A 22,144-nucleotide genomic window follows, 5' to 3' on the forward strand; every position below is an offset into this window, starting at 1 on the left:
TTTCAAAAATAAGACCAATCCGGTAAAGAAGCATTTGTAGGAGTGGAAACCATTTTTTGATTTTTCTTTACTAAGTCTACTAAATATAGTTTAGAGTTGCTTGGTGATTCTGTTCTTGTAAAAATGATTTCTCTGCCATTTGGTAGCCATGCCGGGGATTCAATTTTATGCCCCTCTGAAAGCAGACGTTCTTCTTTGCCATCTGGCTTCATAACTCCTATGTAAAATTTTCCTGACTGAATCTTTGTAAAAGCTATCAGATCTCCTTTTGGCGACCAAACAGGCGTAGCATATCTTCCACTCCCAAAACTAATTCTTTTAGGTTTTTTACTTTTGTTAGTAAAATCGATAACGTACAGTTGCTGACTCCCACTTATATCAGAACTAAAAGCCATATACTTTTGATCTGGAGAAAAAGAGGGAGAAGTGCTTATAGCTGAACCTTTAGTAATTTTTTTTGTTCGTTTACTACTTAAATCCAAAGATAATATATTCGTTTCACCACCCAATGAGTGGGAAATTAAAAGAGATTTACCATCGGGAGAAAATCTTGGTGCAGAAACAACTCCTTCAAATGCGCTGATTATTGATTCAGTGTTATCTTTTAAATTTTTTAATATTATATAACTTTTACCATTTGCGTACGAGATATAAACAATACCCTTTCCATTTGGTGAGAATCTCGGTGTTGACACAAATCTATCGCCATTTGTTAAGTATTTTATATTACTTCCATCTTGATTCATCACAGCAATTTTACGCACAGATTTGTAGTTGCTATCTTTTTCTTCAGCGATATACGTGATTTTTGTGTTGAAGTGCCCTTTCTCACCAATTAATCTATCATGTATCACATCCGAAACGAGGTGACCAATTTTTCTCCAGTCTTTTGCTGGAAAAACAACTGACTGAGTAAGTAATTCTCTTTTTGTAAAAGCGTCAAATAAACGAAATGATAGCTCTAATGCACTACCAGATATTTCGCTTAAACTTACTGTGACTACAGTATCGCTTTTCCAAGATTTAGATTCAGCTTCCGCGCCACGTTTTACATTAAATAAGCTACAATTAGATAAATTTGTTCCTATTACCTTTGCAATATTTTCGCTTAACTCGCTTTCCAACGCTGTTTTACATGTACATTTAGATACAACAAGACCAATGTTACCAACACTGCTTTTTTTTATATCAACATATAAAGCAGCTTTTGTAAAATAAGGAATAAATAACGAAATAAATAACACCAGATGAACGAATAGCTTCATTCATTTCATACCTGTTCTATCTGAACCTCAATTATAGGCCTTTTTAGTAAATATTCCTTTAAGATACTCAATATTGAACTTTCAATCTTATTTTTAATTTTTTTTGTTGGCTGCAAACTAAACAACGACTCAACTTTCTTGACAATTTTCTGTATGGTAGCTGCATCTTCTAGCACTTCAAAAACACCAGGTACAAATACTTTTGGTTTAGCAAGCAATTTATTTTTCTTGTTTACAACTGCTGTTACCACAATAACTCCGGCATCTCTCATTCTTTTACGCATTTTTATAACACTGCTCTCCGGATGACGTAGCAACATACCATCAATACCAAAGTAGTCAACATCAATTGAATCAACCTTTTCTCCGTTCTCCAAATTAACAATATCACCTGGTGCAATCATTATTGCTTTTGCCACACCGCACTCTTTAGCAAATTTTACATGTGCATGCGTGTGAATATATTCGCCGTGAACTGGAATAGACATCTTCGGTTTTATTAAAGAATACATTTCCTTTAGCTCTTCTCTTGTTGGATGCCCAGAAGCATGAACATGCTCTGTTTTTTCAGTAATAACTTCTACCCCCATCTCAATAAAGGCATTGAGCATGTTGTGCGCACGAGTTTCATTTCCAGGAATGATTTTTGACGAAAAGATCATGGTATCACCTTGCTGCATTTTAAATGCTTGATGACTCTTAGCAGCAAGTCTTGCGGTAGCTGCCAGTGGCTCACCTTGACAACCTGTGCAAAGTAGCACCAGTTCTTCCCTTGGAAAATTTACTACTTCCTTTGCTTCAAGAAACTGAGGAGAATCAGTTAAATAACCACTATCTTGTGCAACTTTCACTATTCTCCATAAAGATCTACCAAGTAAAACTACTTTTCTATTTAGTGCTTTTGCAGCTTGGCTTATCGTTTCAATTCGTGCCACATTTGAAGCGAATAGCGAAACAGCAACTAATTTTTTAGACCGCTTTATTATGTTATAAATATTATTATAAATTTCACCTTCTGACTCAGGGTGATGCTTGCTTAATATATTGGTTGAATCGCAAATTGCTGCAAGCAGGTCACCTTTATCGCCAATTTCTTTTAGACGCTCCATATTAGAAGTTAATCCAACAACAGGTTTTGGATCAAATTTCCAGTCTCCGGTATGGAGTGCACTACCCATTTCAGTGCTAATTAATATTGAATTTGCCTCAGGAATTGAATGAGTTACATTTATAAACTCGACGGTAAAAGGACCCAAATTTATGCTGCCATTTATGTCTACCTCTTTCACAGGCACTATACCTTCCAATCGAAATTCTTTTAGTTTCTCTTTAAGAAAATTAACCGTAAACTTTGTTGTATATATGGAGCACTGCAACTCTTCCCACAAGTGGGGCACTGCACCGCAGTGGTCCTCATGTGCATGTGTAATTATTATTCCAAGTAAATCTTTTTTTCTTTGAGCAATAAAATCTATATCAGCAATGAGCAGCTCAACACCTGGCATAGTTTCATCTGCAAAACCAACACCAAGGTCGATCATAATCCACTTACCTTGGTAATGATATAGGCTAACATTCATCCCGATTCTTCCTACTCCCCCAAGCGGAAGAAATAAAAACTCATTTTTGTTTATATTCATTAAATTTAAATTATTAAAACCTGAGAATAGCAAAACTTCGACCTTAAATAAAGAAATTTATTGCTTTTACATAGTTTTAAGGAACTAAGAAGTTTCTGTTGGCTAATAATAACACTATTGTTAAGTTTTCCATTAATAAGGTCAAAGAATTGCAGGATTAAATGAAAACCCGTAAACAGTTACCCCTTTATGTCATTTAGCAGATTTCTTATTTTTTTTTTACTTTACTAAAAAACCCTTCAGATTGCTGTTGTACACTTGCATTTTCCTCTTCTTCAAGCGCTTTTAATAGTTCAATTTGCTTTTTAGTTAAATTTTTTGGATTTAAAGTCTCAACTATTACCTGTACGTATAAATCACCACGAGCATGTGAGTTCATATATGGCATACCCTTTTCCCTACAACGTAGTTTGGTACCAGTTTGAGTGCCTTCAGGGACCTTTACTTTTATTTTAGCTCCATCAATTGATTGAATATCGATTTCACCACCAAGCACTGCTAGTGTCATTCTTATAGGCACTTTACAGTGTAAATCTGCTTTATTTCTAGCAAAGATTTTATGGAAAATTATTTTCACGTATACGTATAAATCTCCACTTTTTCCACCTTTTGTTCCAGCTTCTCCTTTACCACTTATCCTTACCTTAGCTCCTTCTTCTATGCCTTTTGGAATTGAAACGGATATATTTACTTCATCTCTTCTACGTCCACTTCCACCACATTTCTTACATTTGTTTTGTATTATTTCTCCTTCCCCATAGCATGTAGTACATGTTCTTTCGATGGTAAAAAAGCCTTGTTGAGTTCTAATCCTACCGCTTCCCTGGCATGTGTGGCACTGAACTGGTTTAATTGCTCCTTCGCCACCTGTGCCTTGGCATGTATCACATTTTACATTTGTCACATAATGTATAGGCGCTTGTATTCCTTTAAATGCATCTTCTAAGGTAATTTCAAGATCATAACGTAGGTCTGCTCCAGATACTCCTGTTGTACTTCTTTTTGCTCTCGATCTACTTGCACCACCACCGAATCCTCCACCAAAGAAGTCATTGAATATGTCGCTAAAATCTCCTGCAGAGCTAAAGCCTTGAAATCCACCAGAAGCACCTTCGTGGCCATAACGGTCATAGCCTGCCCTTTTCTCAGAGTCAGACAGAACTTCATATGCAGCTGTTACTTCTTTAAATTTTTCCTCTGCTTCTTGATTGCCAGGATTTCTATCAGGATGATATTTTAACGCTAATTTTTTATACGCTTTTTTTATCTCATCAATACTGGCATTTCTGCCTACTTCCAGTAGCTCATAGTAGTCTTTTTTGCTCATATATAATAGTTTAGTGCTTAACCTTTAAAGATAGGTATTGCATATATTAATTTCAAGTGTGACTTCTGCTTCCTATAAAATGTGGTGCACCCTGAGCGACTTGAACGCCCGACCTTTTGATCCGTAGTCAAATGCTCTAATCCAACTGAGCTAAGGGTGCTTTCATAAAGTTAACTTTAGCAGATTTTGTGGCTTGATTCAATTAATTTGGCTAAAAATAAAACTATTGATTTCTATCATACGTGAACCCCTCACAATTCTCAAACTGCCGTTTCGCATTAGAATTATCAAATTCACTACAAGGAGGAGCAGTTGGAGTAGTATTAGGATCTTGAGAAAAGTAAGGAGGTGGTGCATCATAACGAGAAGAATCTCCATAACCATGCCCTTGTCTAAGACAGCTATCTACCGCTCCTTTAGCTTTCTCGATATTTTCTGATTCTTCCTCATGCTTCATATGAAAAGCTAAACCACCAGTAAAACACACAAGAGAATTAACGCCAAGGATAACTAAACCCCACACTGGTAAGACTGGGTAAACAGCACAAGCTACCAAAGCTGTCAAAGAAACAGCGCCAACCGCAAATTCTATATTTCTGAACGTTTTAAATTTACTATCCAGGTAATCTATTTTTTCTTCTTTTCTAGCCACTTTTCTGCTGCTGTTATACCAAAAACACATACCAGCATGGAAAGCAACACACACAACTGCAGCTACCATACCTAAAGCTAATAACTTTCTATTGTCTTCTGAGTCTTTTTTCTTATATTCTCTGCTTTGATGGCTACCACTACTGAAACCAGGGTTATTTATAACTGTAGTATGACCACCAAACCATACGCGTCAAGTTAAGAGATTGTGAGCAAATTTAGAGAGGTTAAAGTGGATACTCTAGCCCTTCTACGTTTGTCTTTTAATGAAAATCGCGACCAAGTTATAGTGAGTTTTTTAAGAAATGCTTTTAAACTATTAATTTTGGTTAATACTAAAAATAACTCTCTAACCCGCCTTTTTAGCTCAATAAATGCCTTTGTTAAGCTAAGTTCTGTATTCTTTTTCACTTCTGTGCAACCAACTATGCCGTGAAATATAAGAATTGCGCACAATTTAGCATATAGTTCACATAATACTCTGCATGGCTTTCCTTTTAGCTTATCAAGCCTGATATGGCTTTTATACAATTTAAATAATAACTCAATTTGCCACCTTACTCTGTAAATCGTTAATACTTGCTCAGCACTAATTTTATTTTCTGGAACATTAGTTATAAATATTGACCAGTTCAACAATTTTTGATTTCTTTTAGAGGATGTATATCCCTGCGATCTTGCTAATCTATTAGCTTTCCTTCTTCTGGCCATAGACTGTTCTTCAGTTAGTTTCTGACATATAATTCTTACTCTAATTTTTGCTTCTTTTCCTAACAATACCTCGTTTTCTAAAAATAACTTATCCTCTAAACATTCTAATAACTCCATTTTTTGATTTGTTTCTACATCATATATGTTGGTATCGGATTTATAACGACTTATGAAATAAGCTCCTATTTCATTGATTTGTTTAAAAGAACTTGGCACAAAATAACCGAGATCAGATATTAGCAAATCATTGCTTAATATATTACTTAAATGTTTCCTATATCCCTGGTCTGATCTTACCCCCTCCGTTAAATTAAGTTGGTCTATTATCTGATTCATGTAGTCGAAAACTAATTGTAACTTTATTCCAGACTTAGTATTGCTTTCATAGCCACTGTAGCTAGTACCATAACCTTTATACATCTCTTCCATACTGTTAGGTAGAGTAATATAGCTACTGTCCAATAATTTAACACTATTAAATTGCTGTAAGATTTTGCAATCAACTTGCAAGATATTTTTAAAGAGAATCACAGATTCATTATACATCCTTTTCATAAATTCCACTGCTTCTTCAGTAAATCTAAAATCCAAACCTTGTTTTGTTATATCTATCGAGTCCTCGTTTAGTAATTGACACATTGTTTCTACGCTACAATTATCAACTCCTATATTACCCAAGACCATGGCTTTTACGAATGATGAACCTTTTAGCTTTCTCTTTCTTTTTATAAACCTTGTTGTAATTGAGATTTTCTCTGCTTTTTCATTAAAAATTTCTTTGAGCTTTTTTGATAAGCAAGTTATTTTATTCATTGGTTCTCTCACTAAAAGTATATCTGGGAGAACTTATACCTTATTATTCTATCTCTTTCATACCTTTATTTCCTTAACTTGACGCGTATGGACCACCAAACAGGCTGCGAAGTAGTAAATAATCCCAAAAATCTAAACCTCTATCATTGTATACATGTATATGTGTAGTCTGAGGGCCTGTAGGTTGTGTGTTATTCCCTGCGTTATATTGATCATTTCTGCTTCCTGTATCGTGCCTATTGCTTGAATTTGGATATGTAAATTCTTCATACACATTTTTAAAATTCTCCTTGCTCCAAGTTAAATTCGGTGTATTATTACAATACTGTAGAAACCCTTCAATATTATTATTATTACCTAATTTCTTTATATAGGCTAACGCATACCTTTTTAAAACACTATCACTTGCTACCATAAATACCCTCTTAAGTTAAGATTAAATTAATAAATATTTATTATAACAAGATAACATCTACTTGTCAACTTGAGCCTGATTCAAGTATCCGTTCAGAGTGTGGCAGAAGAACTTATTCAAATAAAGTAGGTGGTAAAATATAAACATTTTATAAAGTGAAAAATGGACTTTTCAGACCACTGCCGAGCTAAAAAAGCCCTGAAAAACGTGATACTTAGGCCACTTCTTGCTTAAGCTGTACAATTTCAGCTTGAGAAAGGCCAGTGGATTCAGCTATTAAATTAACAGATACACCAGCTTTAAGTAAATTTTTTGCAACTTCGATTTTTCCTTTCTCTATACCTTCCTCAAGTTTGTATTCAAGAATGGCTTCTTCTTTCCGCAGATCCATTATTCTTTCTTCATATGCTACTAAATCTTTTTCATTCCAGCTAAACCTGTCTAATTCATCGTAGGCTAACTTTATTATTGGTGCTTTTTCTGCTATTTTCCTTAAGTCTTCTTCCGTAGTTTCATCTGCATATTGTTGTCTAAGTGAAGAAGGTCGCCCCTCCTCACTCGACTTCAAAACCTTACTATTACCCACAAATAAAAACATAGTATTGTATTTACTCAAATAATTTAATTTTATTAACCTGAAAGCTTATTAGATTAAAATTATTAAACTAAGAGTTATAATTTTAGCAACTAAAAGCTGTAAATTGCACCATATAAACAGTTATTTCAAGCAAAAGTTATGCCATTAAGAGCTATGCAACAAACATTTATACTTGTGGGTAATAGTAAGCTTCTAACCTCAACTGCATCATTGCCAATTTTTAAAATATTACTTCCTAACTTTCTGTTTGCTTCCAGTATTTTGGCTACCTCTACCTTACTATTCCCAGAAAATTCTATATACGATGTTGTATTATCTATCTCAACATCTATTAATTCTCTTTCTTGCACAGCATTTTCGCCAGCTTCCTCTAGCTCTTCTAGTTGCTTATCTATCTGTGGCTGAACTTCTGGCTGTAGCTCATTATAGATTTCACCTATCAGTTTATTCTGCAGTAGAGTATCATGAAACTCTGCACCACTTAGCATTAATTTACGTATTAGCTTTTTACGATCAGCCTTATCAAATTTATGAAAATGTGTGCCCAGTATCACATATTCCGCGAAGCTCCATTCTCCATCATTACATGCATTTAGCCTTGCTCCAGAAGCTAGTACTTTGTCTATAACTTTGTGCAATTCATTTATGTTTTTTGCCTCTACTATAGAACTCTTAAACCAGCTCAGCTTCTCTGTATTTGGCTTTATTTTTTGCAAAGCTGAGGCAAATGGATTTTTATCTTCTTGATCACTTACAGGTTTTGTGCCATATATAATCAAGTCCTTTTCCATAGTTGATTTTGTTTTCGCGAACGTTTCTGCTAGGGAAAGGCATTGTATCTTCCAGTTTTATCTCCTTCTGGCTATTAATTTTACTCACAAATTTAGACTGCTCTATATCAACGCTTTCAAGAGCACCAAATATTTTCTTGTGATTAACATTAGTCTTTTTATTCTGATCTTTACTAGTCATATAAACCTCATATTAAAAATACTTTTTAAGTGTACAATAAACTTTGTTATTATACATTATATTACTCATTATAAATTAATATGAGTAGATTTGCAAATACTTTCTGCTATAACAATCCGTTTTCTCTAAAGCTAAAATAACCCCCACTTGTAATGATAATATGATCAAATAATCTAACGCTTACAGTACTACATGCTGCTGCTAAGCTCTTTGTTACTTCTTGATCTTCTTCTGATGGTTCTAAACTTCCCCCAGGGTGGTTGTGTGACATTATTACTAATGTTGCATTCTTTATTAATGCTTTTCTTGTAATTTCCTTTATGTATACTGGTGCTTTTTCCATTTCACCAATATAGGATTCTTCTCCAATTAGTTGACGCCTTTTATTCAAGTACAGTATTTTTACACATTCCCTTTCTGAGTGGCCTATACTTACGTTTAAGTACTCTACTAGCCCTTGTAAGTCCATTATTGGCTCACTTTTGAGCTTTTCTCTCAGTACCCTTTCTAGTGTTTCCTTAACACACATAATCATTGCTACTGCAGAATCAGTTACTCCTTCTATAACTTTCAGGTCATCCATTTCTCTACCTAAAATCCTTCCTACTCCTGCATAAGTATTCACCAGATTTTTAGCAATTTCTTGAGCTTGCGGCCTTTCATGTACTGCACTTAAAAATGTTTCCATTATTTCACGATCAAGTAGTGCTTTGCCTTTGCTTTCTAATATTCTGAATTCTATTTCTTCTTTATTCTTATTATTATTCATATAATTTACCCTTCACTAACAACAAACTTTTTTTAGATATTTACTGCTGTCTTTTTATCAGCATTGGCATAAAGCCATAGCTTTCGAGTGAAGTCAAATCAATTTTTCAATCTTTTTTGCTTATTTTTTCATTAAGAAGTGAATATATTAATATATGATGATTTTTTTATTTTAAACTTGTTGAATTTCGTCTAAAGAGATTCCTACAGTTTGCAAAATAATGTTGATTGGAATTACTCCTTTCACTAAATCTTTTGCAATTTTCATCTTTTCTGCTCTTTTCACTTTCTCTTCGCAAATTTGTATGCTTTCAAACAGAGATTTTATTAGCGCATAGCGTAATTCTTGACTCCCAATTTTTTTGTATTCTTTTATTAAATCAGGTAGCTCATCTTCTACTATCTCATCAACTATGTTTTTTAAAAAATTTTTTATTGTGTAATTTTGCAACTTGATCCAATCATGTAGGTAATAAAAATCCATTCGTCATAGGAATAGAATTTTATGTCAAACAGCTATTGCCTGCTTAAGCCAATGAATATGTGAATAAGTACTTTAAGTTTGTGTGGACGTACTTATTCACAATATTCATTGTCAGTTGCTACTGTGTGAAGTAATTGCTGCTTTAAGTCTTGCATTAGCAATTACTATAATTTTACGCATAAGAGCTGTTATAGCCACCATCTTCTTCTTACCACTTTCAACAAGCTTAGAATAAAAGGCACCAAGTACAGATTTTGACTTTGTAACAGCTATGGCTGATATGAAGAGCTTTGAACGAACATTACTTCTACCGCCCATAATCCTTCGGTAACCAACAGCTTTACCACTTTCCTTAGGATGAGGTGCTACTCCGGCAAGACTTGCTACTTCTTTTCTACTTAAGTAGCCAAGCTCTGGCATTAAACACAAAAAATCTTGTGATAACTTTTTGCCTATTCCAGGAACTGTTTTAAGGATTTTTTGACGTTGTTGTAGCTCATGGCTTTCATCAATAATTTTTTGTATAGTGTCATTGAGTTCGTTTATTTGATTATTGAAAAATTCAATGGTCTTCTGGCAACTTTCCTTTATATGGTCATTTTCAGGAGCTTCCAGTCTACACTTTTCCTGAGTTCTCATTTGCGTAATGTCATCACGACGTTGACACAGTGCAGCTAGAGTTGATTGTTCTTTTGAAGTAGGTACAAATAGAGAGAGAGTTTTATGGCGTTCACATCCGTATTGAGCAAGAGCCATCGCATCTGATTTATCAGACTTTGCTAAAGTTCCGTGAGACAAGATAAAACTTTTTACTTTTCGAGTATTTGCTTGATGTACTGCAATATTCTTGCCAACAAGAAAATGTGATAAACCAAGCTCATATTTGCCCGTATTTTCTAAAGTTACCAAAGAATTAGGTAAGATATCTGAAAACTTTTTAAACAACAGTTGCCAACCATCAGCATTATTGTCGAACTTGATAATGTTATTTTGGTTGTAAACTGCAGCAACATTTTTAAATTTTCCGATGTCAATGCCAATAAAATTTTGATAAGATGTAACCATAATAAACCTCGATAGTTTTAGTTAATTTAAGATTGTAAACGGGCGTATATATATTTCCCAAACAACTATTCAAACGTATCGAGAGATAGGGCTAGTGTACCTTGATACAAACGGTTGTAATACCAATTGGTTTTCGGTCGCACACGCCCGTGATAACTCTATTCCTATAGTGAGTAGAGTTATCTTCCCTCTTACTTCATTTATATCATGTTTTTAACTTACAATCTTCCTCTATGAGCAGATCTGTAATGCTAATTGATAATGTTTCTGCTATTGCATATAATTTTTCCAGTGGAATGGCCACACGTCCTTGCTCATAGTTGCTTATTTCGTCACGTGTTGTATCCATTTTCTCAGCCAAATCCTTTTGAGTATACTCTCTTCCATTCTTTTATCTTCTTTCCTATTTGGCAGTAAATAGAACCTCCTTTTTCTTCAACACATTCATCAGCAGAGAGACCAATTGTTTTTGCAACAATATCAACAGAAACTCCTCCTTTAACCAGACCCTTTGCAATTTTTATTTTCTCTGCTTTTTTACTACTTTTCTCACTAATTTGAACAAACTTGGTTAGTAAACAAAATATCTTACGTAACTCTTGATCATTAATCTTTTTATATTCTCTTACTAGATTTAGTATTTCTTCTCCCTCATCTTCAAGACAGATTTTTTCATTTGATACAGGAATTAGGTCTACAATACCAATCGACAATATCTCTGCTATAGCATACAACTTTTCAATCGAAATTTTACGTGTTCCTTTTTCATATTGTAGTACTACTTGATACGTTACACTGACTTTCTTCGCTAAATCTTTTTGAGTATATCCTCGCTTTAACCTCCAGTTCCTTACTTTTTGTGCTATCTGATACCTTATTGAGATGTTTGCCATAAATATTATACATGTTAATACTACCAAACAAAGATATACAAAAACTTCTATGTTTGCATTTTAGTTGAATATTTCTTCACAATTGTGTATAATTATTAATGCTTTTTATCTTACTTTCTCATGGCTCTTTCTAAGTTTCTCGATCCAAAGCTGGACCTGACCTTTAAGAAAATTTTTGGTACTGAAAAAAATAAGAATATCCTTATCCATTTTTTGAATGATATTTTGGGATTTACTGAAATAAATACTATACAAGATGTCGAATTCCTTAGCACCATTATGGATCCTGAAATTGCCTCTGATAAGCAGAGTATTGTTGATGTCCTGTGCAGAGATTCCACTGGGGCCAGATACGTGATTGAGATGCAACTCGCTCGTGATAAAGGCTTTGAAAAACGCGCTCAACTTTATGCTGCTAAGGCTTACTCGAGGCAAGCTGATAAAGGTGGTAAGTATATTGATTTAAAGAAGGTTTTCTTTATTGCTATTTCTAATTGTAATTTATTTCCTGATAAGCTTGATTATATATCTAGCCATACCATAAGAGATGAAAAAACTAACGAGCATGACTTAAAAGATTTTCAATTTATCTTCATTGAGCTGCCAAAGTTTCCTAAAAGCAGGGAAGAGCAGCTAGAAAATGTAATAGACCGTTGGCTATTTTTCTTTAAATATGCAGAAGAAACAACTGATGAAGATTTGAGAAGAATAGCAGAAAAATCACCAATAATAAAATTAGCATATGATGAGTTAGATAAGTTTCATTGGAATGAGAAGGATCTCCTAGCTTATGAAGAAAGGGTAATGGATTTACAGAAAGAAGCTGCTATCTTGGAACAAAAACTCGATGATGCTACTCACAAAGGTAGACAAGAAGGCATCCAAATCGGCCATGAAAAAGGCAGAGTGGAAGGTCGCAAAGAAAGGGATATTGAAGTAGCCAAAAACTCACTCAAGGCCAGTGTCCCTATAGATGTTATAGCTCAAATTACCGGTCTCTCTCATTCTGAAATTTTACAACTCAGGGAAAAAACATAAATACTACAACTTATTCACTTCAACATTTATGAAAATCTTTCCTCAGTTAAACATATCCTATAATTAAGAGTCTAATGAACTGTCTAAAACAGCTATAAAGATTGCACATAGAATTATATAAATTACTATCATAACGTTACCCAAACTTCTATATCAAAGCTATGTGCTATAAGTTCAATATGGAAAACACATTAACCACTTAGCATTTAATGTCTACTTCATCCATTTTAGTATTAGGACCATCAAACTTGGTCTGGTATCCCTAATTATTTTGGCTACATTCACTTTAAATTTTCCACTACTTGGCATTTTATAGCTGCACCTCTTATATTATAACCTACCTATTGATATTACCTCCAAGCTTAGTTACTCCTATCTCAGAAAGACAAGTTGATACTTTTGAATGGCTGTGAACTGAAGCATTACTTAAATAACTTTGAGGCTCTAAACTCATTTGCTTTGCACCATCAACTTCTAATGTACCATCTCCATTGTGTAATATCTGCTGTATTGATTGATTTAGTACAACATTTAGCCTGCTATTAAACTCTACCATAAACTTGTCAAGCTTCTTCGAACTTAACTTACCAGGACATCCTGCTTCTCTACCAGGACATGCTTTCTCTAAATACGAACTTAAAACTCCTGAGATCTCATCAAATTTACCACTCATGATTTTCCCTGTAACTTCTTTCTGTATTTCCACAAAATCAATATTCAATCGATGCATTGATACACCACTTTTTAATCCAGCTTGCTCTACTACTTTCTCAAATTCCTTTGTAATATTGAGTGTATATCCCTGTGCCTCTAGTGGGGATATAGACTGACCTACTGTAGAAATATACTTTTGACCTGTAACTTTTCTAATTAATAAATCAAGTAACATTATTGTACCATTTACATCAATTGGTGCACTAATTTGTGAGATTGAACTTTGAGTGAATGTTTTCTCAGGTAAAGCAGCTCTAGAACCTAATAACCCACCTATAGAGCTCTTTACCCAACCAAATAAATCATTTATCCATGAAGATGGCTTATTCCCTACACTTGTAGCTTTTTCCTTGTTATAGCCTGTATCATCACCCTGCAATGAATTCTTTGACACATCTTGCCTAGCTACTATCTCAGGTTGATTACTTAAATCTATAGCAAGAGGTTTATGTGATAAGTGACTATGATGACGATCGTGATCCCCATGATGATGACGGCGTTTACGTTGTACAGGTTTTCCTCTTTCTCTTTCGATCCCTTCTAAATATTGCACAACACTATCATGTCCTTTATCTCTAGCAATATCTAGTGGTGTTCTGCCATATCTATTCTTAATACTAATGTGTGCTCCATTCTCCATGAACTTTTTTACTGTACTCAAGTAGCCTTCCTCAGCAGCCTTATATAGAGGGGTGCTACCATAGTCATTCCGAATATTAATATCAGCATTGTTCTCTATGAGCTTCCCTACTACATCTAAGCGACCTTCTTTAGCAGCCAAATGCAGAGGAGTATCACCATTTTTATCCCTAGCATTAATATCCACCTTCACTAGTTCTTTTACCACGCCTAAGTAACCTCCCTTAGCAGCCAAATGCAGAGGAGTACGATAAAAATTGCCATCTCGGGCAGCAATATTAGCCCCTCTCCTTATGAGCTCTTTTACTACATCTGAAAAACCTTCTCCAGCAGCGCAGTGTAGAGGAGTTTCATCAAAGCGGTTCTTAACATCAACTCTAGCACCGTTCTCTATGAGCTCTTTTACCATACACAAGTAACCCTTTTTAGCTGCTAGGTGCAGAGGAGTATTACGATCATTATTTCTGATGTTAATATTAGCACCTCGACTTACAAGACTTTTAATTTTACCAGAACAGCTATCTTGTGTCGCATTTGACAATTCTCTATCTAAATCCAATTGTGCTTGTCTTAAAAACTCTACTATGTCTCTACAATTCCTTCGAATAGCCAAGCTTAAAGGCGTTTGGCCATACATATCTGTAGCGTTGACATTAGCACCTTTATTAAAAAGAAGCTTTATTATATCCAAACTGCCTGCTTTAACAGCAAGATGCAAGGGTCTTTCATTGTATGCGTTTCGAGACTCAATATCAGCGCCTTGATCAATAAGAAACTTAGCTATGTCTAATTTACCCTCCTGAATAGCCCAGCGCAGAACATGAATGTCTTTATCTCTGATGCTAAAATACCCTCTATTAAAAAGAGTTATGACTGAGTGCAGTCTACACATTTGAATAGCAATGATAGTTAAGTATAAATACCTTAATTCATCCCCACCTTCAAAATTAGTACTTTTAATTAAATGTTTAGCTTTATTAAAATTATCTTTCGCTATAACATTGAGCACCAGTTTTTTTAATAAAATTACTTTTTCCTTATTAAACTCCACTATAACATCTTCTGGATTACAAATAGAAGTTATACATTTTGAGTTAGAAACCACTGCATCATTAAAAGCAAACATTATTTCTTTTGCTGGCTGATAAGTATTCCAATTTTCTACTTTTACAAGAGTGTTATTTTTATGTGATAGCAATAAGATATCATTCATAACTTTCATATCGAAATTTAATATAGACTTATCTTTTAAATCAACTAAACCAATATCATTTTTGTTAACAGGTTGGTTATGATAAATCTGTAACCCTTGCTCATCTGGTTTATAATATCTGAAAGAACTAAATTTATCAGCTCTTTCTCCAAATTCTCCTGGTTCCACAATTCTATTATTTAGCCTTATGGATAAATCCCAATTTTTATGAACAAAAGAATAATAATTCGATATTGATAATGCCCCTCTATCTGATAACAATAGCAAATCATTATTTAGCTTCAAAAAAAGCACTTTATCTGAATCAAACGTGAAACAATTATGATGATTTAACAGGTCAGTACCATTAACACTGAATCTTCCATCTACTTTAAAGCTATGAGAACAATAATCACGCTCTAGTTCCCCATTTTGAAATTTGTAATATTCTTTTCCGTCAAATGTAACTGTAACATCTTTATAATCTGGTAGCAAAGTTACATGTAAATCATTTTTGTTAACCTTTATTTCTCCTTTATCATTTCCTATAAATTGTATATCGCTTAATGTACAATTTAATTGGCTAAAATCTAGTATACCATTTGCTTGAGCAATCGTAATATTAGCGTTTCTGTTATCGAAGAGATAAAGATGACTTATATTACTTGGAGCTTCCCAGTAAAAATTATGATGCTCTTTATCAGGATAAAAAATATGATTGCTAGAGCCACCTATAGTGCTATGATAATTGGCGCTTGATAATTGCTTTGTAATACTAAAGTTTGAATTGTCTATTTTTCTTAAATTATCCAATTCATCATCTAACACAACGTCATTACCTACGCTTTTTGTTACATGTAAGTTTGTTACTACACCAGTTTTATTGTCTACTTTTGTCGGAGTTACAAACGAACCATCTGCTGTTTTTACCAATATCTGTTTATCTATACTTATAAAAGCTCCACTTTTATTATAGATGGTTGTTATATTATTAGTATGAGTGATATTACCTATATCACTAAGATTTATTGGTAATAATACTAAACCCTTTCCATAAATAGAATCACCAAAATAACCCTTTATTGTAGTAAAGTTCTTTGCTGTTATTACATCATTGCCACCTTTACCGTCTGTATAATCTGCATAAGAAACTTTTATATGATTAGCTTTGTTGCTGCCAACAATAGAATGTATGTTTATTGAATCTGTAGTAAGATTACCTTGTGTTATGACTATGTTCTTTTGCCCATCTGCCCCTAAATCACAAGAAAACTTTCCTGCTATGTAAAAGAAATTTCTACCTGGATTATGTACCTTACAGCTATCCAGCGACTTTTCAAAATAGTACCTATTTTCTATCTTATCTCTCCTATCTCGATCACCATTTAAAATATCCTTTTCTTGAAAAACAACATTAATATTAGCATCTTGAGATAGTATATGATACCATACGCGTCAAGTTAAGAGATTGTGAGCAAATTTAGAGAGGTTAAAGTGGATACTCTAGCCCTTCTACGTTTGTCTTTTAATGAAAATCGCGACCAAGTTATAGTGAGTTTTTTAAGAAATGCTTTTAAACTATTAATTTTGGTTAATACTAAAAATAACTCTCTAACCCGCCTTTTTAGCTCAATAAATGCCTTTGTTAAGCTAAGTTCTGTATTCTTTTTCACTTCTGTGCAACCAACTATGCCGTGAAATATAAGAATTGCGCACAATTTAGCATATAGTTCACATAATACTCTGCATGGCTTTCCTTTTAGCTTATCAAGCCTGATATGGCTTTTATACAATTTAAATAATAACTCAATTTGCCACCTTACTCTGTAAATCGTTAATACTTGCTCAGCACTAATTTTATTTTCTGGAACATTAGTTATAAATATTGACCAGTTCAACAATTTTTGATTTCTTTTAGAGGATGTATATCCCTGCGATCTTGCTAATCTATTAGCTTTCCTTCTTCTGGCCATAGACTGTTCTTCAGTTAGTTTCTGACATATAATTCTTACTCTAATTTTTGCTTCTTTTCCTAACAATACCTCGTTTTCTAAAAATAACTTATCCTCTAAACATTCTAATAACTCCATTTTTTGATTTGTTTCTACATCATATATGTTGGTATCGGATTTATAACGACTTATGAAATAAGCTCCTATTTCATTGATTTGTTTAAAAGAACTTGGCACAAAATAACCGAGATCAGATATTAGCAAATCATTGCTTAATATATTACTTAAATGTTTCCTATATCCCTGGTCTGATCTTACCCCCTCCGTTAAATTAAGTTGGTCTATTATCTGATTCATGTAGTCGAAAACTAATTGTAACTTTATTCCAGACTTAGTATTGCTTTCATAGCCACTGTAGCTAGTACCATAACCTTTATACATCTCTTCCATACTGTTAGGTAGAGTAATATAGCTACTGTCCAATAATTTAACACTATTAAATTGCTGTAAGATTTTGCAATCAACTTGCAAGATATTTTTAAAGAGAATCACAGATTCATTATACATCCTTTTCATAAATTCCACTGCTTCTTCAGTAAATCTAAAATCCAAACCTTGTTTTGTTATATCTATCGAGTCCTCGTTTAGTAATTGACACATTGTTTCTACGCTACAATTATCAACTCCTATATTACCCAAGACCATGGCTTTTACGAATGATGAACCTTTTAGCTTTCTCTTTCTTTTTATAAACCTTGTTGTAATTGAGATTTTCTCTGCTTTTTCATTAAAAAATTCTTTGAGCTTTTTTGATAAGCAAGTTATTTTATTCATTGGTTCTCTCACTAAAAGTATATCTGGGAGAACTTATACCTTATTATTCTATCTCTTTCATACCTTTATTTCCTTAACTTGACGCGTATGGTTCGTACAGCTGCGTGCTTGACACTGGGATTTAGTGCAGCTACCCTAAACTGGAAGCTCATCTTGCTATTTTTGGCTGAAAGAAACATATTTTTAGAATAATGAAAACAATCAGCTCTTTAATTCAAGAAGGATCGGAGTTATTATCGTCACATAAAGTTGAATCACCACATTTAGATTGTGAAATCATCATGCAGCACGTACTTGGAGTGGAAAGATCATTTATAATTGTGAACCATGCTGATCAAGTGCCAATGGAGAAAGAACTTTTATTTTGGAAATTAACAAAAAAAAGAGCGGAAAGATATCCAATATCGCAAATAATAGGTAATCATGAATTCTGGAGTAAAAATTTTATAGTTAACCAGCATGTTTTAGATCCAAGGCCAGATAGTGAAACAATAATCCTAGCAGTGTTAAAATATTACCCAAACAAAAAACAGAAACTAAAAATTGCAGATTTTGGTACAGGCACAGGTTGTTTATTGATATCCGTACTTAGTGAGTATGAATATGCTGTTGGCGTCGGTTTTGAAAAAAGCTTGGAAGCATATAAAGTTGCCTATCAGAACACAAAAAAACATGATCTTCTCAGCAGAGCCAAAATATTTCCAAGTTCGTGGACAGAGTGCAGAGGTTCATTCGATCTTATAATCAGTAATCCTCCATATATTAAAAGAAGCAAATTGAAAGACTTGCAAGCTGAAGTGCAAAAGGAACCAAGAATTGCCCTTGATGGTGGTATTGATGGTTTGAGTTGTTACTTGAGCATTTTTCCAATATTAAGGAGGTGCCTTAAAAAAAATGGGTTTGCGATATTGGAGATAGGTGAAGATCAAAGCAATATTGACAAAATAATCCCCTCATACGAATTAGCTTTTCAGGAATATGTATATGACTTAGCGGGAATGAAGAGATGCATTGTTGTGAAAAGAACATAGCTAATGTTTTTTTGCCTTCATCCCATATTATCCTATATCATCCCAGTACCCTCTACCTAGTCATCCAAGTAGCGTGACTACTTGGATCTATATTTAACTAGATCCTATGGTCAAGCCATAGGACGACAGGAACGGTTTTATGCATTTTTTAAAGGGCAACATGTTTAAGCTTTGCTGGCAAAATGGAAAGTAAGACCAGCCTCTATACCGTGTGTGTGAAATAGTTGATTACCTATATTTATTTCCTCAGTTACTTTGCTACCTGAGCTAGGATTAAGCTTCTTTTTTTTATCATTATTAGGTTCGTCTACCACTTGTCCTAACCTTTTTGCTGTAAGCTTAATATCGCTACCAATAGCACCAAAACCTCTATATCCGATATGCATATTTACATCTTCGTTTATGCGATAGTCAAAGCCAGCTTTTAATTGACCTGCGGGTCTTATTGACGGTTTTTCAAACATCGTCATTCTTGTTGCACCGATCCCAATACCAACGTAAGGAGAAAAAGAGAAACGGTCACTTTTCCAATTATGATAAACATTTGCCATTACAGATATGTTCTCAATTTGGTCATGACTAACTGCAGCACTATAGAGATAAGTTTCTTTATTAGGATCCTCACCAGTCTCCTTTAGGTATGAAACAGTTATTTGGCTACTTGTTAAACCAATATTATCCACTTTTACAGAAGAATACATCCCTTCCAATTCAGCCCTATAGCTGTTGTTACCCAATTCTCCTGTGTAACCAAATGCCACATTTGCAGCAAAAGGTGGATTATAATCTCCTTTATACTCACTTAGTGACTGACCTTCTGTGTTCTGAGCACCCCTGTCATTTATAGACAAATTTTTGATACCTGTAGTGCTTGTTTTTAGTACGCTTGTGTTATTTAAATATTGACCGTAATACCCACTACCAAAGTAAAACCCTTCTGTTTCACTTGCAAAAGATTGTTGTGACAACAATAAAGCAAATGCTGTAACCGCTAATGTTTTTTTACTAATCATTACTACTCCCCTAGTTAAAATAGCTAATCTAATACTAATTAATTAAAAATGGCTTAATATGAAAAACCTAATTATTTGCATAACTTGCACTTTTCTGAGCTAAAAATAGGCAAAGTTAACCTTACTTCTCGTCATTTTTTAATTTATCCTCATCTTCAAATTCATCCTCCTCTTCTTCGTCATCAAACCCATCATCGCTCCTATCCTCATCTTCCTCGTCATCATCTTCAAACTTATCGTCGATATCTTCATCATCAATATCTTCGTCTGCAAATTCATCTGATTCATCATATACTGCATCTTCGGTTTTAGTTTCAGCAGGATAATCAACTGAATTAGGTCCCTCAAGAACATTATTCCCCTCGTTATTAACCTTATCTTTGCTCGCAGCGGCAGAAAGAACTTTGTTTGGGTCATATGGTTCTTGTGTAGGCACACGAGTTTGTTTGAGCAGCCTTCTTGTGAAGGTGGTATCACTGTAGTACAAAATTTTCTTTGATTTAATTGGGTAAGTCGACTCTATTAAAATTATCTGATCGTCACGTGGCAACATAATAACTTCTTGAGGCAATAGCAATGCTCTCTGTATTTCAGAGATATGTAATGACCTTGAAGCAGGATTTAAATCTAAAAATTTAGGCTTATTCAACGATTCTTGTTGTACAGTTTTGTTTCCTATAAGTTGCGATATTAAATTAGCTGTTTCAATATTATTGGCTGCAAAAGTTATTCTGTAAGTCGAGTTTGACAAAAAGGAGTTCATCCCTGCTTCTTCGTATATTCCTTTGAGCTGCTCAGTATCTTGAACAATTAAGAATAACCTAACTCGATAACCACGAAAATATGCAATACCTGTTTGAAATTGCTCCATTTTTCCAAGTGTAGGAAACTCATCCATTAAAAACAATACGCCATAAGGCTCGTCATCCGATGGCAATTTTCTACATAAAAACTCAGTTGCCTGTTGGTAAAAAACCTGCATTAAAGGCCTGAGCCTAGTCAAGTTGTCAGGAGTTAAACCAACATAAACTGTAATTTTCTTCTTTTTAAAATCTAGAATATTAAAATCACTTGACGCAGTTGCAGTATCAATCAATGGGTTTGCCCACAATTCAAGTGATGAGTTCATGGTTGATACAACACCTGACCTTTCTTTATCAGCTTTTTGTAAAAAAGCTGCAATATTCATATATGCTACAGGGTGTAGTATTTTACCCATTGTATCAAGAGCAACAGCAAGATTATAAACCACGTCATCACTACGCATCGTACGCACAACTTCACCAAAAGATTTAACTTTCTCTGGTGCAGCAAGTAAGTATAATACCACTCCAACAAATAAGCTTCTTGCTTCATTCTGCCAAAAGTCTTGTTCAGGCATGATTAGGTTAGCTATTTTCTGCACATCGTCAACCATCTGCCCAGGTTTTTCACTAATCCATTGTAATGGATTGTAACAGTGACTTATTCCATCTGGCTGCGCTGGATTCCATACGTATACTTTTTGTCCTTGTCGTTCTCGCCAACCACTTGTTATTTCATAGTTTTCTAATTTTATGTCGTGTACAATTACCGAGTCAGTCCAAAATAATAAATTAGGAATTACAAAGCCAACACCCTTACCAGAACCTGTAGGTGCAAATAACAATGCATGCTGAAACCCATCAGAAATGAAGTATCCTCTTTTATCTTTACCAAGCAATAATCCCTTTTTGCTTCTTAATCCTGCTTTTCGTATGTCTTTCTCTGATGCCCACTGCGAATCTCCATGAAGTGATTCCTTCTTTTTAAATGGTCGCCACTCAATTATCCTTTCTCTTAAATTCCATAAGATAATCATTAAAACAATGATAGGCAGTGCAGAAGATATAATTAATGTGATTTTGAGCTCAAGGCTATATAACTCTGGATGATGCCAACAATATTGTATATGATCAAAAATCGTTGGCCAAAGAGCTTGAGGGAAAGGCGTCAAACTAGGATTAATTGCCTTAAAATCCACAGCATCCGGACCATCAGCAAACAGAACAAACAATATACCAGATAGATAGAAGCAAAACTCAAGTACGCTAAAAGCTACTACACCTCCTATGAGAATATTACGTAGGTGATTTCCATTACTCATAAAC

General features: G+C 34.2%; 14 protein-coding genes, 1 tRNA gene and 4 pseudogenes. 2 read left to right on the top strand and 17 right to left on the bottom strand.

What is annotated here, in order from left to right; all coding sequences use genetic code 11:
* Window positions 1-2 precede the first annotated feature (2 nt).
* From OPR50_RS02550 to wmk, 13 genes and pseudogenes are all read right to left on the bottom strand, one after another.
* A complete protein-coding gene (locus tag OPR50_RS02550; protein ID WP_265024223.1) occupies window positions 3-1,265 on the bottom strand; it encodes a Tol-Pal system protein TolB in 1,263 nt (420 codons plus the stop codon).
* 5 nt (window positions 1,266-1,270) lie between these two features.
* Complete coding sequence (locus tag OPR50_RS02555; protein WP_265024224.1) at window positions 1,271-2,905, bottom strand: ribonuclease J; 1,635 nt, start codon at window positions 2,903-2,905, stop codon at window positions 1,271-1,273.
* A 208-nt stretch (window positions 2,906-3,113) separates the two neighbouring features.
* Window positions 3,114-4,232: a molecular chaperone DnaJ gene (gene dnaJ / locus OPR50_RS02560; RefSeq protein WP_174515787.1), complete on the bottom strand. Its 1,119-nt coding sequence runs from the start codon at window positions 4,230-4,232 to the stop codon at window positions 3,114-3,116.
* Between the two features lie 82 nt (window positions 4,233-4,314).
* Window positions 4,315-4,392 (bottom strand) — tRNA-Arg (locus OPR50_RS02565).
* 63 nt (window positions 4,393-4,455) lie between these two features.
* A complete protein-coding gene (locus OPR50_RS02570; protein WP_265024225.1) occupies window positions 4,456-4,953 on the bottom strand; it encodes a hypothetical protein in 498 nt (165 codons plus the stop codon).
* A 128-nt stretch (window positions 4,954-5,081) separates the two neighbouring features.
* Window positions 5,082-6,407, bottom strand: a complete 1,326-nt coding sequence (locus OPR50_RS02575) for an IS4 family transposase (RefSeq protein ID WP_265023871.1) — start codon at window positions 6,405-6,407, stop codon at window positions 5,082-5,084.
* Window positions 6,408-6,480: 73 nt separating this feature from the next.
* Window positions 6,481-6,822, bottom strand: a complete 342-nt coding sequence (locus tag OPR50_RS02580; RefSeq protein ID WP_265024226.1) for a hypothetical protein — start codon at window positions 6,820-6,822, stop codon at window positions 6,481-6,483.
* A gap of 214 nt (window positions 6,823-7,036) precedes the next feature.
* Window positions 7,037-7,417 (bottom strand): annotated as a pseudogene (locus OPR50_RS02585) (Rpn family recombination-promoting nuclease/putative transposase); the annotation flags it as partial.
* Between the two features lie 191 nt (window positions 7,418-7,608).
* Window positions 7,609-8,392 (bottom strand): annotated as a pseudogene (locus tag OPR50_RS02590) (hypothetical protein); the annotation flags it as partial.
* A gap of 106 nt (window positions 8,393-8,498) precedes the next feature.
* Entirely contained in the window at window positions 8,499-9,161 is a 663-nt protein-coding gene (locus OPR50_RS02595) for a JAB domain-containing protein (protein ID WP_230609182.1), read from the bottom strand.
* Between the two features lie 171 nt (window positions 9,162-9,332).
* Window positions 9,333-9,560, bottom strand: a pseudogene (locus OPR50_RS02600) (WO male-killing family protein Wmk); the annotation flags it as partial.
* Between the two features lie 195 nt (window positions 9,561-9,755).
* Window positions 9,756-10,709 (bottom strand): IS110 family RNA-guided transposase, encoded by a 954-nt coding sequence (locus OPR50_RS02605; RefSeq protein WP_264339072.1) that lies wholly within the window; start codon window positions 10,707-10,709, stop codon window positions 9,756-9,758.
* A 211-nt stretch (window positions 10,710-10,920) separates the two neighbouring features.
* Window positions 10,921-11,602 (bottom strand): annotated as a pseudogene (gene wmk, locus OPR50_RS02610) (WO male-killing family protein Wmk); the annotation flags it as partial.
* A 120-nt stretch (window positions 11,603-11,722) separates the two neighbouring features.
* Here wmk and OPR50_RS02615 point away from each other — a divergent pair.
* Complete coding sequence (locus tag OPR50_RS02615; RefSeq protein WP_265024227.1) at window positions 11,723-12,640, top strand: Rpn family recombination-promoting nuclease/putative transposase; 918 nt, start codon at window positions 11,723-11,725, stop codon at window positions 12,638-12,640.
* 337 nt (window positions 12,641-12,977) lie between these two features.
* Here OPR50_RS02615 and OPR50_RS02620 read toward each other — a convergent pair whose 3' ends face one another.
* On the bottom strand, window positions 12,978-16,118 hold the full coding sequence (locus OPR50_RS02620; RefSeq protein ID WP_265024228.1) for an ankyrin repeat domain-containing protein: 3,141 nt from the start codon (window positions 16,116-16,118) through the stop codon (window positions 12,978-12,980).
* A 527-nt stretch (window positions 16,119-16,645) separates the two neighbouring features.
* A complete protein-coding gene (locus OPR50_RS02625) occupies window positions 16,646-17,971 on the bottom strand; it encodes an IS4 family transposase (protein WP_264339118.1) in 1,326 nt (441 codons plus the stop codon).
* 191 nt (window positions 17,972-18,162) lie between these two features.
* Here OPR50_RS02625 and prmC point away from each other — a divergent pair, with 191 nt between their 5' ends.
* Window positions 18,163-19,002 (top strand): peptide chain release factor N(5)-glutamine methyltransferase, encoded by an 840-nt coding sequence (gene prmC, locus OPR50_RS02630; protein ID WP_264339235.1) that lies wholly within the window; start codon window positions 18,163-18,165, stop codon window positions 19,000-19,002.
* Between the two features lie 164 nt (window positions 19,003-19,166).
* Here prmC and OPR50_RS02635 read toward each other — a convergent pair whose 3' ends face one another.
* Both OPR50_RS02635 and OPR50_RS02640 read right to left on the bottom strand, forming a co-directional pair.
* Window positions 19,167-20,015 (bottom strand): P44/Msp2 family outer membrane protein, encoded by an 849-nt coding sequence (locus tag OPR50_RS02635; protein WP_265024229.1) that lies wholly within the window; start codon window positions 20,013-20,015, stop codon window positions 19,167-19,169.
* A gap of 121 nt (window positions 20,016-20,136) precedes the next feature.
* Window positions 20,137-22,140, bottom strand: a complete 2,004-nt coding sequence (locus OPR50_RS02640) for a type IV secretory system conjugative DNA transfer family protein (protein WP_077188467.1) — start codon at window positions 22,138-22,140, stop codon at window positions 20,137-20,139.
* Window positions 22,141-22,144: the final 4 nt, after the last annotated feature.

Origin of the sequence: Wolbachia endosymbiont (group A) of Epagoge grotiana (assembly GCF_947251775.1) — a bacterium.
In the GTDB taxonomy this organism is placed as follows: Bacteria; Pseudomonadota; Alphaproteobacteria; order Rickettsiales; family Anaplasmataceae; genus Wolbachia; species Wolbachia pipientis.